Genomic DNA, 12,067 nt, shown 5'->3' on the forward strand with positions numbered 1-12,067 from the left:
GGCCGTCAGGTGAGTCGCGCCTATACGCGAATAGGTTCCTTCAACAGGCACTGCACTTGTTACGTTTCCTAAACAATCCTTGCCGCCTTGTGCCTGCTGAGCAATCGGGGGCAAGCCCCACATTGGCCTGATTTTTTCCTTGGGTTATTGCGCATACAAACTAATTGTCCATAATGGACAAATAAGTTTATTCAGAGGCATCCATGTCCAATACCCCCCTCATCATCGATCAGGCACAGGCCCGTACCTTGCTGGCTCAAATCGACGTGCCCGCTATCCTGCGCAAGCTGTTTCGCGAGCTCGCCGCCGGGCAGGCAGTGCAGCCGGCGCAGCAGTTCGTGGAGTTTCCCCAAGGCGCCGGAGATTTCATCAATTACCTCGGAGTGCTGGCAGAAGATGGCGTGTATGGCGTCAAGACCTCGCCCTACATCGTGCGTGAACAGGGCCCGCTGGTGACGGCGTGGACCCTGCTGATGTCGATGCACAGCGGCCAGCCGCTGCTGTTGTGCGATGCCGCTGAATTGACCACCGCACGCACGGCCGCCACCACCGCATTGGCAGTCGATGCGCTGGCGCCGCTGTCGGCGCAGCGCCTGGCGATTATCGGCAGCGGCAAGGTCGCCCAGGCACACCTGCGCTATGTGCAAAACCTGCGTGACTGGCAGCACATCCGTCTGTATTCCCCAAGCCTTGGCAGTGCCAGCGCCGAAACGCGCGCGCAACTCAACGCGCTGGACCCGCGCCTGAGCCTCGCCGCCAGCTGCGATGCCGCGCTGCAAGACGCCGATGTGATTCTGCTCTGCACCTCCTCGGCAGGCCCTGTGATCGACCCGATGCGCCTGAGCAAGCCCGCGCTGATCACCTCCATCAGCACCAACGCACCGCGTGCCCACGAAGTGCCTCCCGTGTGCCTCGAACAGATGCAGGTGTACTGCGATTATCGCCAGACCACTCCGGATGCGGCGGGCGAAATGCTGATTGCCAGCGAACAGCACGGCTGGGATAAACGTGCAGTGCTCGGCGACCTGCCCGAGCTGCTCAGCGACATGGCGCAGCGCCCGGACCCTCAGCGCCATGTGTTTTTCCGCTCCATCGGCCTGGGCCTGGAAGATATTGCATTGGCCAATGCCCTGTACCAACGCCAGCGCTAATCAGGAGATTCACATGCACCAGGCAGACTTCATCATTATCGGCGGCGGCATTGCCGGCGCGTCCACCGGCTTCTGGTTGTCGCAGCACGCCAAGGTGCTGGTGCTGGAGCGCGAAAACCATCCGGCCTATCATTCCACGGGGCGCTCGGCGGCGCTCTACACCGCTGCGTACGGCACCCCGCAAGTGCGCGCGCTGACCCTCGCCAGCCGGGCGTTTTTCGACCAGCCGCCAGCAGGTTTCTGTGAACACCCACTGCTCACTGCGCGGGGCGAAATGACCGTCGATTTCACCGGTGACCCGGCCGAACTCGACAGTCAATACCTGAGCGCCAAAGCCACCGTGGCACAGGTGCAACGCTTGAGCGCCGACGAGGCCTGTAAACGCTTGCCGATCCTGCGCCGGGAAAAAGTCCACGGCGCAATCTATGACCCAACGGCGTGCGACATCGATACCGACGCCCTGCACCAGGGTTACCTGCGCGGCATCCGTCGCAACAATGGCCAAGTACGCACCGACAGCCATGTGCTGGGCTTGAGCCGCTTCGCCGATGGCCTGTGGCACGTGCGTACCCAAGATGCGACCTTCACCGCGCCGGTCATCATCAATGCTGCCGGCGCCTGGGCCGACCATATCGGCGGCCTGGCAGGCGCGGCCTCCATCGGTTTGCAACCCAAACGTCGCTCCGCATTTATCTTCGCCGGCCCGGACGGCGTCGATGCCCATGACTGGCCGATGCTGGTGGCCCTTGACGAAGCCTTCTACATGAAGCCCGACGCGGGCATGTTCCTCGGCTCGCCGGCCAACGCCGACCCGGTCCAGGCCCAGGACGTGCAACCCGAAGAGCTGGATATCGCCATGGGCATCTACCAGATCGAGGAAGCCACCACCCTGACCATCCGCCGCCCGACGCGCACCTGGGCCGGCCTGCGCAGTTTTGTGGCCGATGGGGATTTGCTCAGCGGTTTTGACCCACAGGTGCCGGGGCTGTTCTGGGTGGCGGCACAGGGCGGTTATGGCATCCAGACCTCACCGGCCATGGGCCAGGCCAGCGCTGCACTGGTGCGCGGCGAGCCGCTGCCCGAGCACCTCGTACAGTTCGGGCTGGACGCTGGTATGCTCTCCCCCGTCCGCCTGGAGCCCCTTTGATGAACACCGCTGAACACGACAACGTCATGCAGAACTTTCGTGCGATTGCCGACGCGATCGCCACGCTATTCTTTCCCCATGCGGAGGTGGTGCTGCACGACCTGCGCACGCAAACCGTCGACTACATCGCCAACAATCTGTCCAAACGCAGCCTGGGTGACGACTCGTCGCTGGAGGACATGCTCGACGGTGACGTCAGCGAAGTGAATATCGGGCCTTATGAAAAGCTCAACTGGGACGGCCAGAAAATCCGCAGCCTGAGCACCGTGCTGCACGACCACAACGGTCGCCGGCTGGCCGTGCTGTGCATCAACCTGAATATCTCACTGCTGGAAAACGCCAAGGCCGCGCTGGATCTGTTCCTGTCGCCGAGCAAGCTGATCGCCCAGCCGGACGCGCTGTTTCGTGATGATTGGCAGGAGCGCATCAACACCTTTCTGCATGGCTGGCTGCGTGAGCGTCAGTTGAGCCTGAACCTGCTGACCCGCGACCACAAACGTGAACTGGTGTTGGCGTTACACGCCGAAGGCGCGTTCAAGGGCAAGAGCGCGTCCAACTATGTCGCCAACGTACTGGGCATGGGGCGGGCGACGGTCTACAAGCATTTGAAGGAACTCAAGGGTTGAGCCCTTTCTGAAGACAGCGCCGCCCCCCTGTGGGAGCTGTCGAGCCCCAGCGAGGCTGCGAAGGGGCCGGCACGCCTGACCCACCGCTTTCGCAGCCTCGCTGGAGCTCGACAGCTCCCACATTGACCGCGTATTTCCCTGGATCAGTCGCCGTAAATATCGGCCTTGAAGTATTGCTGTGAAATCTTCTGGTACTCGCCACTGGCACGAATGCCGTCGATGGCCGCATTCAATTCGCTGACCAACTCGCCATTGCCCTTGCGCACCGCAATCCCCGCGCCCTCACCGACGTATTTCGGATCCTTGAGTTCCGGCCCCACAAACGCGTAACCCTGGCCGCGTGGCATCGAGAGGAAGTCACTCAAGGGGATGGTGTCGGCAAAAATCGCGTCCAGGCGCCCTGCGGCCAGGTCCATGTAGATTTCTTCGTTATTGCTGTAGCGCTTGACGTTGATGCCCTTGGGTTCGAACACCTCGGTGGCATAACGGTCGGTGGTGGTGGCGCGCTGTACGCCGACGTTCTTGCCCTTGAGGCTGGCGTACTGGTCATCCACCACCGCGCCGTCCTTCATCACCAGGCGTGAGGAGGTGAAGTAGTATTTGTGGGTGAAATCCACCGACTTCTTGCGGTCCTCGTTAATGGTCATGGACGACAGCGCCAGGTCGATTTTCTTGACCTTGAGGGACGGGATGAGACCGTCGAACTCACCTTCAACCCACACGCATTTGACCTTCATTTGCGCGCACAGGGCGTTGCCGATGTCGTAGTCGAAACCGACGATCTTGCCGTCGCCGGTCTTGGACGCAAACGGTGGATAAGCGGCCTCGATGCCGATGCGCAGGGTTTTCTCGGCAGCCAGCAGGTGGCTGGCAGCGAACAGGCTCAGGGCCAGGGCGGGAATAAGGTGGCGTTTCTTCATGATCGGGTTCTCGCGGGTTGTTGTTGGTTTGGCAAGAGTGAAGAAAAACGGACAGCAGCTTTTTTGTACTTATAATTCCATACTGGACTTTTATGCTCATCGCGTCAATTCAGAACAAACGCGTACGAAATGTGGGAGGGGGCTTGCTCCCGATAGCGGTGTTTCAGTCACATAGAGACTGACTGACACTCTGCTATCGGGAGCAAGCCCCCTCCCACACTTGGACTTACAGTGCTCGTGAGACCTTACTTCGACACCGGCATCGCAAACTCCGCACCCTGTTCAATACTCTCCGACCAACGCTGCATGATCGACTTCTGCTTGGTGTAGAAACGCACCCCCTCAGTGCCGTAGGCATGCATGTCGCCAAACAGGCTCTTCTTCCAGCCGCCAAAACCATGCCAGGCCATCGGTACAGGGATCGGCACGTTGATGCCAACCATGCCCACTTCAATGCGCCGGGCGAATTCGCGGGCGATGTTGCCGTCGCGGGTGAAGCAACTGACGCCGTTGCCAAACTCGTGGTCGTTGACCAGCTTCACCGCTTCGGCGAAATCGTTGACGCGCACGCAGGCCAGCACCGGGCCGAAGATTTCTTCGCGGTAGATGCTCATGTCTTGGGTCACGTGGTCGAACAGCGTGGCGCCAAGCCAGAAGCCGTTTTCCAGGCCGGGTTCGGTTGGCACGTAGTCACGACCGTCGAGCAACAATTGCGCGCCGGCCTGTACGCCCTGCTCGATATAGCCGCTGATGCGCTCCAGGGCGGCCCGCGAAACGATCGGGCCCATCTCGGCTTTCAAGTCGCGGCCGTCGGTAATGCGCAGCGTCTTGGCGCGCTCGCTCAAGGCAGCGATGACCTTATCCCCCACATCCCCCACCAGCACCGCCACCGAAATGGCCATGCAGCGCTCGCCGGCGCTACCGTAGGCAGCGCCCATCAGTGCATCGACGGTGCGCTCGATATCGGCGTCGGGCATCACCACCATGTGGTTTTTCGCCCCGCCCAGGCCTTGTACGCGCTTGCCGTTGCGGGCGCCGCTCTCATAGATGTACTGGGCAATCGGCGTAGAACCGACAAAGCTCACGGCCTTGACGTCCGGGTGTTCGATCAGCGCATCCACCGATTCCTTGTCGCCCTGCACCACGTTGAACACGCCTTTGGGCAAGCCCGCTTCACGCAGCAGCTCGGCCATGAACAACGAAGCGCTCGGGTCGGTGGGGCTTGGCTTGAGGATGAAGGTGTTGCCCGCCGCGATGGCGATCGGGTACATCCACATCGGCACCATCACCGGGAAGTTGAATGGCGTCACGCCGGCCACCACGCCCAGCGGCTGGCGCATGGTCCAGTTGTCCATGCCACGGGAGACCTGGTCGGAATGCTCGCCCTTGAGCAGGTTGGGAATGCCGCAGGCAAATTCGAGAATGTCGATGCCACGGTCGACTTCGCCCTGGGCGTCGCTGAAGACCTTGCCGTGCTCGGCGACAATGATGCGCGCCAAGTCATCCTTGCGCTCACGCAGCAGGTGCAGGTATTCAAACAACACGCGGGCGCGGCGGATCGGCGGGGTGTCGGCCCAGCCGGCGAATGCAGCCTGGGCGGCAGCGACGGCTTCGCCTACGGTCTGGCGGCTGGCCAGGGCCACGCGCGCGGTGACGTCACCGGTGGCCGGGTTATAGACGTCCTGATAGCGATCATCGCGGCTCACTCGCTGGTCGTTGATGTAGTGCTCGATGGTCGTGGTCATGGCAATGGATCCCAGGTGGGTAGCGTTGGGACACACGATAGGCTTTCGATTTGTTCCAAACCAGAGCAGAATCCAGAACTTATTGTCCTTTTATGCGAACAATACACTCATGGAAAAGGCTGAGATCGAAGGGCTGTGGACCCATATCCACTGGCTGTCGGTGCTGGAAGAACAAGGCACCTACACCGCCGCTGCGGCACGGTTGGGGGTGAGCAAATCGGCGGTCAGCCAGCGCATCTCCGATCTGGAGAAAGCCACCGGTACGCGCCTGGTGACCCGCACCACCCGCAGCGTGCGATTGACCGAAGCCGGGTTGTCTTTGACCCGCGAAGTGCGCAGTGCCTATGCGCAGATTGCCCGCAGCTTCTCGTCGGTGCGCGACTCCGCCGGCGAAATTCGCGGCCTGGTGCGCCTGACCGCCCCCGTGGCGTTTGCCCGGCAACAACTGGTGCCGCACCTTTCCGGCTTTTTGCAGCAGTACCCGCAAGTGCGCATCCAGCTAGACGTGTCCGACGCCTTGAGCTCACTGGCGGCCGAAGGCTACGACCTGGCGGTGCGCCACGGTTTCCAGGTGCCGGAGACGCATGTGGCGTGGAAGCTGTGCGATACCACCTCAGTGCTGGTGGCTACCCAGGACTACCTGCAACGCCACGGTGAACCGCGAACCCCGGCAGACCTGGGCGCCCACAACTGCCTTTACTACCCACGGGGCAGCGACCAGCCGGCCTGGACCTTCGAGCGCGGCAGCAAAAATATCGAGCGCACCACCGTGCCCATCGCCGGCAGCTTTTCCACCAACAACAGCGAGGCCTTGCGCGACGCGGCGCTCAATCACCTGGGCGTCGCCTTGCTGCCGGACTTCAGCGCGCATGCTGCCCTGGCCAGCGGCAAGTTAGTACAGGTGTTGAAGGGCTGGACGCTCAAGGGCGCGTTTGCCGATGAAATTTATCTGATTCGGCCCTACTCGCCCCATGTGCCCAGGTCCGTGACGGTGCTGGTGGGGTATTTGAAGGAAAAACTGTCGGGCGGGTTTCAATTCACTGGCGGCTGATGAAGGCTCGCTCCTACAGAGGACAGTGACCCAATCCTGTTGAATTCTTGCCTGATCCTCTGAACTTGAAGTCGATTGCATAGATAGCTGTTGCGCGGTGGTCTAGAGTTCGACGATGGGCGACGTACAGTCGCACCGTTCCTATAAGAATTTTGCAGCACCAACCGATGATCAGCAGGTGAGCCAGCCATGGAATTACGTATTAACCAAAAGGCCTATCAAGTCGAGGCCGAGGCAGACACGCCGTTGTTGTGGGTGATCCGCGACAACCTGGGCCTGACCGGCACCAAGTACGGCTGCGGCCTGGCCCAGTGCGGCGCCTGTTCGGTGCTGGTGGACGGCAATGTGGTGCGCTCGTGCGTGACGCCGGTAGCCGGGGTGGTCGGTCTCGAGATCACCACCATCGAAGCCATCGAGGCCGATGAAGTAGGCAAACGCGTGGTCTCGGCCTGGGTCGAGCATCAGGTGGCGCAGTGCGGCTACTGCCAGTCCGGGCAGGTGATGGCGGCCACCGCGCTGCTCAAGCACACCCCCGCTCCGTCGCAAGCGCAGATCGATGCGGCAATGGTCAACCTGTGCCGCTGCGGCACTTACAACGCCATCCATGCTGCCATGGATGGCTTGGCCGCCGGGAAGGAGACCGCCTGATGAATATGTCCGAGATTCTGCCCGGCGTTAAATTGGACGAGCCGATCAACCTGTCGCGTCGGCGCTTTCTCGCCAGTACCGCCGTAGGTGCGCTGGTCATCGGCTTTGGCTTGCCCCTGGGCTCGTCGCGGGTGCAGGCCGCCACCGGCGCTGCTGAACGCGGCACCCAAGTGCCGGCGTTCCTGGAAATTCGTCCGGACGGTAGCGTGCGCCTGCTCAGCCCCTTCATGGAAGGCGGCCAGGGCACCCATACCGCCATGGCACAGATCATCGGCGAAGAGTTGGATGCCGACCCCGCCACTTTTATCGTCGAAGCGGCCCCGCCGGGTGAAGCCTACGTGGTAATGGAAAACGGCCTGCGCATCACCGGCGGCAGCATGTCGGTGCGCATGAGCTACCCGACCATGCGCCGCCTCGGCGCCCTCGCCCGCGCCATGCTGATGCAGGCCGGCGCCGAGCAACTGCGCGTGCCGCTCAGCGAGCTGACCACCCAGCCTGGCCGCGTGGTACACGCCGCGTCCGGCCGCTCCGTGGGCTACGGTGAACTGGCCGGTCGTGCCCTCGATATGCCGGTGCCCGACCCCGCTACCATCACCCTGCGCGACCCTAGCCAGTTCCGTTGGATCGGCAAGCCGGTCAAACGCCTGGATGCCTATGACAAATCCACCGGCAAGGCGCTTTACACCATCGACCTTAAACTCGACAACATGCTCCACGCCGCCGTCCAGCACGCGCCGCGCCTGGGCATGAGCGTGGGCAGCCTGCGTAACCAGGCCCAGGTCGAGGCCATGCCGGGGGTGCATTCGGTTCATACCTTGCCAGGCGCCGTGGCGGTGGTGGCCGAACGCTGGTGGCACGCCAAGCGTGCGGTGGAGGCCATCCAGGTTGAATGGCAGGAAGCCGCTGCCGACTCGGCCGTACGGGCGATGCCGGCGGATTTTTCCAGCGACAAATACCGCGACTTCCTCGCCGCCCAACAGGGCCCGGCCCGCGATGACGAAAACCAGGGCGATGTGGCCGGCGCCCTGGCTGGCGCCAAGACTCGGGTCGAAGCCACCTACCATAACCAATACCTCAACCATGCCCAGCTGGAGCCGCCTTCAGCCTTGGCGCGCTTCAACCCCGACGGCACGCTTGAGGTGTGGCTGCCCAACCAGGCGCCGGACATGTTCCGCGCCGACATTGCCAAGCGCACCGGCCTCGCCACCGAGCAAATCACCCTGCACTCCCCGCTGCTGGGGGGCTTTTTTGGTCGGCATTTCCTGTATGACTCGGCTAATCCGTACCCGCAGGCTATCGCGCTGGCCAAGGCGGTCGGCCGCCCGATCAAGCTGATCTGGAGCCGTGAAGAAGAGTTCCTGCGCGATGTGTTGCGCCCGCTCGCCGTGGTGAAGTTTCGTGCCGCGCTGGACGACAAGGGCCTGCCGGTAGCCATCGAAGCGGTGAGTGCCACCGAAGGCCCTACCGAAGCCCTCAGTGGCAAACAGGGCGAGCAGATCGACCCCACCGCCCTGGAAGGCCTGTCGGGCAAGAGTTATGCAATCCCCAACAAGCGCATCGCGCAGATCTACGTCAAGGGCGCGCCCATGCTCGGCTACTGGCGTTCAGTGGGTAATTCCCTTAACGATTTTTTCTACGAATCATTCCTGGATGAGCTGGCGGACAAGGGCGGCCACGACCCGTATGAGTTGCGCCTGCACCTGCTGCGCGACAACCCGCGGCTGACCACCTTGCTGCAAGCGGTGGGTGAGCTGTCCGGTGGCTGGAAGCGTGGCCCCTACACCGCCGAAGACGGCACACGCCGTGCACGCGGGGTGGCCATGGCTTCGCCCTTTGGCTCTCACGCGGCGGTAGTCGCCGAAGTGTCGATAGAGAACGGCCAGGTCAAGGTCCACCATATCTGGGAGGCCATCGACCCGGGCAGCATCGTCAACCCGGCGATCATTCAAGCCCAGGTCAGCGGCGCGGTAGCCTTGGGGCTCTCGCAAACGTTGCTGGAGGAAGCGGTGTACGTGGACGGTATGCCACGGGCGCGTAACTACGACCTGTATCCGATCCTGCCGCCCTCACGTATGGCGCAGGTGCACGTGAAGATCGTCGAGAGCGGCGAAAAGATGGGAGGCATCGGTGAACCGCCATTGCCCGCCGTGGCACCGGCGGTGGTCAATGCGGTGGCACAGTTGACCGGCCAGCGCATCCGCAGCTTGCCGTTGAGCCGCCACACCTTCAGTTAACCCACAGGGAACGCCCATGAACAACCGCCGATTCGCAAGAACCGCAGGCTGGCTGGCGCTGCCCTGCCTGGTCGCCGCAGGCCTGCTGGCCTGGTACGTCACCCGCGAGCCCGCCTCGCCGTTTGAACAGCAACAGGCCACCAGTTTCGACCCTGCCTTGGTCAGTCGCGGCGAATACGTCGCGCGGGTGAGTGACTGCGTGGCTTGCCACAGCCTGGCCGGCAAGCAGCCTTTCGCCGGTGGCCTGGAAATGGCCACGCCTCTGGGGGCGATCCACGCCACCAACATCACCCCCGACCGCGAGCATGGCATCGGCACCTACAGCCTGGCCGACTTTGATCGCGCCGTACGCCAGGGTGTCGCACCGGGCGGCCGTCGGCTGTACCCGGCCATGCCCTACCCGTCTTACGTCAAGCTCAGCGACGACGATGTGAAGGCGCTGTATGCGTTTTTCATGAAGGGCGTGCAACCGGCCAACCAGCCGAACATCCCCAGCGATATTCCCTGGCCGCTCAACCTGCGCTGGCCCATCGCCCTGTGGAATGGCGTGTTTGCGCCCATTGCCACTTACGCCGCCAAGCCCGACCAGGACGCTCTGTGGAACCGTGGCGCCTACATTGTCCAGGGCCCCGGCCACTGCGGCAGTTGCCACACACCGCGTGGCCTGGCCTTCAACGAGAAAGCCCTGGACGAATCCGGCGCGCCGTTCCTCTCCGGAGCGCTGCTTGATGGCTGGTACGCACCCAGCCTGCGCCAGGACCCCAACACCGGCCTGGGCCGCTGGAGCGAAGCGCAGATCGTGCAGTTCCTCAAGACTGGGCGCAATGCCCATGCTGTGGTCTACGGCTCGATGACCGAAGCCTTCAACAACTCCACGCAGTTCATGCAGGACGAGGACTTGGCTGCTATCGCCCGCTATCTCAAATCACTGCCCGGTGACCCGCAGCGTGATGGCAGCCCCTGGCAGTATCAGGCGGTGACAGCGAGCCAGGATGTGCCCGGCGCCCACACTTACGCGACCCGCTGCGCCTCCTGCCACGGCCTCGACGGCAAAGGCCAGCCCGAATGGATGCCGCCCCTGGCCGGCGCCACGTCGGCACTGGCCAAGGAAAGCGCCTCGGCGATCAACATCACCCTCAACGGCTCGCAGCGCGTGGTGGCGGCCGGAATGCCGGACGCCTACCGGATGCCGGCGTTTCGTGAGCAGCTGTCCGATCAGGAAATCGCCGACGTGCTGAGCTACGTGCGTGGCACCTGGGGCAACAACGGTGGCGCGGTCGATGCAAAAGCGGTGAGCAAATTGCGCGGGCATACAGACCCGGCGAGCAGCAGCCCGATCATCCTGCATATGCGCTGAGTGATGCATGAACTGTGGGAGGGGGCTTGCTCCCGATGGCGGTGGCTCAGTCACAGTTATATTGACTGACACACCTATATCGGCAGCAGGCCCCCTCTCACATTTGGCCCGGGGACCTCTACTTGCTTTCGTCCGCCTTGCCTTCCTGCATCTGCACCGAAGACTTGCTGCCGCTGGTGTTGTCTTTGGTGGTGTTATCGGAACTGTCAAAACAACCGTGCAGCATGAACACACTGCACAAGCCCAGGCACATATATAACTTCTTCATGAGATTCCCCTAGCGATGTTTGGGTGATGCATCAGCCTATGCTGTATCAGGCTGGCGCAACCGCCCATATGTTCAACGCGCAGCCTCAGCGACTGACGAGTGGCTTGCCATCAACTCGCTAGCATTTGCGCACAACTAATTTGAGCTACCCTTGATCCGTTAAAGCCTGCTATCCGGTGACCCCATGGACACATTGACCAAAGCGCAAATCCAGCGCGCGCTTGCGAGGCGGCTGTGCAACTGCCGTGTCTCCTGCACGATCAATCCGGATAACAGCCTGTCGGTGACGGTGCTCGCGCCCGATGCCAACCAGTTCACCATCGCCAACATCAACCGTGCCCAGTATCACGGCGAGCCAGGGATCAATCGGCTCGTTCGGGAAATCCTGGAAGACATGGTGGTTTCGCGACAATCGTCGCGCCTCTCCTCCGTGGAGTAAACGCAAAACACAACGAGGCTTGCCATGCACGAAGGTGCACCTATCACGGCGTTGTCGTTGATGCCGAGTCATCTGGATTGAACAATCACTGACCAGCGCTTGCCTCACAGGAACACGGCTGCATCCGCCGCCCTTCGCATGAGGTATTGCAACATGTCTTACGATTATCAAGGCCCCGCCAGCATCATCACGGCTTCGCGTCACCTCGGAACCCAAGCAGATGAACGCCTCAACGAACACGTTGACGTAAATCTGACAGGGAGTGGTAAACCAACCCTGGTTCGCCTGGACTTTGACACTCCACTGGAGTGGCCCGGCCATCCCAATTTCGTCATGGTGAACTTGCCAGACGGCACCTCTTTCGGCGGTGTAATCGCTGAAATAGAGCGGCCAGCTGACGGAGCTGGGTGGGTAAAATTTACCGTGGATGACTGACTTCCACAGCGCTGCCAGCCCCCCATCGAATTGCCCGACAAGTTCT

Annotated in this window: 12 protein-coding genes; 9 read left to right on the plus strand and 3 right to left on the minus strand. The window is 62.2% G+C overall.

What is annotated here, in order from left to right:
• The first annotated feature begins 203 nt into the window (after positions 1 to 203).
• The 3 genes from QMK52_RS23800 to QMK52_RS23810 are packed head-to-tail and all read left to right on the plus strand — an operon-like array spanning position 204 to position 2,924.
• Positions 204 to 1,151 (plus strand): ornithine cyclodeaminase family protein, encoded by a 948-nt coding sequence (locus QMK52_RS23800; protein WP_320403531.1) that lies wholly within the window; start codon positions 204 to 206, stop codon positions 1,149 to 1,151.
• A gap of 13 nt (positions 1,152 to 1,164) precedes the next feature.
• Entirely contained in the window at positions 1,165 to 2,298 is a 1,134-nt protein-coding gene (locus QMK52_RS23805; RefSeq protein ID WP_005787409.1) for an NAD(P)/FAD-dependent oxidoreductase, read from the plus strand.
• Positions 2,298 to 2,924, plus strand: coding sequence for a transcriptional regulator (locus QMK52_RS23810; RefSeq protein ID WP_005787407.1), 627 nt, complete (start codon positions 2,298 to 2,300; stop codon positions 2,922 to 2,924). The genes QMK52_RS23805 and QMK52_RS23810 overlap by 1 nt, the downstream gene beginning before the upstream one ends.
• A 143-nt stretch (positions 2,925 to 3,067) precedes the next feature.
• On the opposite strand, the gene QMK52_RS23815 is transcribed toward QMK52_RS23810, so the two are convergent.
• Positions 3,068 to 3,844: an ABC transporter substrate-binding protein gene (locus QMK52_RS23815; protein ID WP_032876562.1), complete on the minus strand. Its 777-nt coding sequence runs from the start codon at positions 3,842 to 3,844 to the stop codon at positions 3,068 to 3,070.
• Positions 3,845 to 4,089: 245 nt separating this feature from the next.
• Positions 4,090 to 5,589 (minus strand): CoA-acylating methylmalonate-semialdehyde dehydrogenase, encoded by a 1,500-nt coding sequence (locus QMK52_RS23820; protein ID WP_320403532.1) that lies wholly within the window; start codon positions 5,587 to 5,589, stop codon positions 4,090 to 4,092.
• 109 nt (positions 5,590 to 5,698) lie between these two features.
• Here QMK52_RS23820 and QMK52_RS23825 point away from each other — a divergent pair, with 109 nt between their 5' ends.
• From QMK52_RS23825 to QMK52_RS23840, 4 genes are all read left to right on the plus strand, one after another.
• Positions 5,699 to 6,640: a LysR family transcriptional regulator gene (locus tag QMK52_RS23825; protein ID WP_005787401.1), complete on the plus strand. Its 942-nt coding sequence runs from the start codon at positions 5,699 to 5,701 to the stop codon at positions 6,638 to 6,640.
• 189 nt (positions 6,641 to 6,829) lie between these two features.
• On the plus strand, positions 6,830 to 7,288 hold the full coding sequence (locus tag QMK52_RS23830) for a (2Fe-2S)-binding protein (protein ID WP_005787393.1): 459 nt from the start codon (positions 6,830 to 6,832) through the stop codon (positions 7,286 to 7,288).
• Positions 7,288 to 9,522, plus strand: coding sequence for a xanthine dehydrogenase family protein molybdopterin-binding subunit (locus QMK52_RS23835; protein WP_005787391.1), 2,235 nt, complete (start codon positions 7,288 to 7,290; stop codon positions 9,520 to 9,522). Before QMK52_RS23830 ends, QMK52_RS23835 begins: the two co-directional genes overlap by 1 nt.
• A 16-nt stretch (positions 9,523 to 9,538) precedes the next feature.
• Positions 9,539 to 10,879 carry a c-type cytochrome gene (locus tag QMK52_RS23840; RefSeq protein ID WP_005787389.1) on the plus strand — a complete coding sequence of 447 codons (1,341 nt, stop codon included), beginning with the start codon at positions 9,539 to 9,541 and terminating at the stop codon, positions 10,877 to 10,879.
• Between the two features lie 118 nt (positions 10,880 to 10,997).
• Here QMK52_RS23840 and QMK52_RS23845 read toward each other — a convergent pair whose 3' ends face one another.
• Entirely contained in the window at positions 10,998 to 11,147 is a 150-nt protein-coding gene (locus QMK52_RS23845) for a hypothetical protein (protein WP_005787387.1), read from the minus strand.
• A gap of 184 nt (positions 11,148 to 11,331) precedes the next feature.
• On the opposite strand from QMK52_RS23845, the gene QMK52_RS23850 reads away from it, so the two are divergent.
• Together QMK52_RS23850 and QMK52_RS23855 are read left to right on the plus strand one after the other, a co-directional pair.
• Positions 11,332 to 11,586 (plus strand): hypothetical protein, encoded by a 255-nt coding sequence (locus tag QMK52_RS23850; protein ID WP_005787385.1) that lies wholly within the window; start codon positions 11,332 to 11,334, stop codon positions 11,584 to 11,586.
• Between the two features lie 153 nt (positions 11,587 to 11,739).
• On the plus strand, positions 11,740 to 12,021 hold the full coding sequence (locus QMK52_RS23855; protein WP_005787384.1) for a hypothetical protein: 282 nt from the start codon (positions 11,740 to 11,742) through the stop codon (positions 12,019 to 12,021).
• Positions 12,022 to 12,067 lie beyond the last annotated feature (46 nt).

The sequence above is a fragment of the Pseudomonas sp. P9_2 genome (assembly GCF_034008255.1).
Classification (GTDB): domain Bacteria; phylum Pseudomonadota; class Gammaproteobacteria; order Pseudomonadales; family Pseudomonadaceae; genus Aquipseudomonas; species Aquipseudomonas synxantha_A.

Coding starts and splice junctions, on each gene's coding strand:
- QMK52_RS23840 (WP_005787389.1), top strand. CDS start 9,539: ATGAACAACCGCCGATTCGCAAGAACCGCAGGCTGGCTGGCGCTGCCC.
- QMK52_RS23835 (WP_005787391.1), top strand. CDS start 7,288: ATGAATATGTCCGAGATTCTGCCCGGCGTTAAATTGGACGAGCCGATC.
- QMK52_RS23815 (WP_032876562.1), bottom strand. CDS start 3,844: ATGAAGAAACGCCACCTTATTCCCGCCCTGGCCCTGAGCCTGTTCGCT.
- QMK52_RS23825 (WP_005787401.1), top strand. CDS start 5,699: ATGGAAAAGGCTGAGATCGAAGGGCTGTGGACCCATATCCACTGGCTG.
- QMK52_RS23805 (WP_005787409.1), top strand. CDS start 1,165: ATGCACCAGGCAGACTTCATCATTATCGGCGGCGGCATTGCCGGCGCG.
- QMK52_RS23850 (WP_005787385.1), top strand. CDS start 11,332: ATGGACACATTGACCAAAGCGCAAATCCAGCGCGCGCTTGCGAGGCGG.
- QMK52_RS23800 (WP_320403531.1), top strand. CDS start 204: ATGTCCAATACCCCCCTCATCATCGATCAGGCACAGGCCCGTACCTTG.
- QMK52_RS23855 (WP_005787384.1), top strand. CDS start 11,740: ATGTCTTACGATTATCAAGGCCCCGCCAGCATCATCACGGCTTCGCGT.
- QMK52_RS23845 (WP_005787387.1), bottom strand. CDS start 11,147: ATGAAGAAGTTATATATGTGCCTGGGCTTGTGCAGTGTGTTCATGCTG.
- QMK52_RS23830 (WP_005787393.1), top strand. CDS start 6,830: ATGGAATTACGTATTAACCAAAAGGCCTATCAAGTCGAGGCCGAGGCA.
- QMK52_RS23820 (WP_320403532.1), bottom strand. CDS start 5,589: ATGACCACGACCATCGAGCACTACATCAACGACCAGCGAGTGAGCCGC.
- QMK52_RS23810 (WP_005787407.1), top strand. CDS start 2,298: ATGAACACCGCTGAACACGACAACGTCATGCAGAACTTTCGTGCGATT.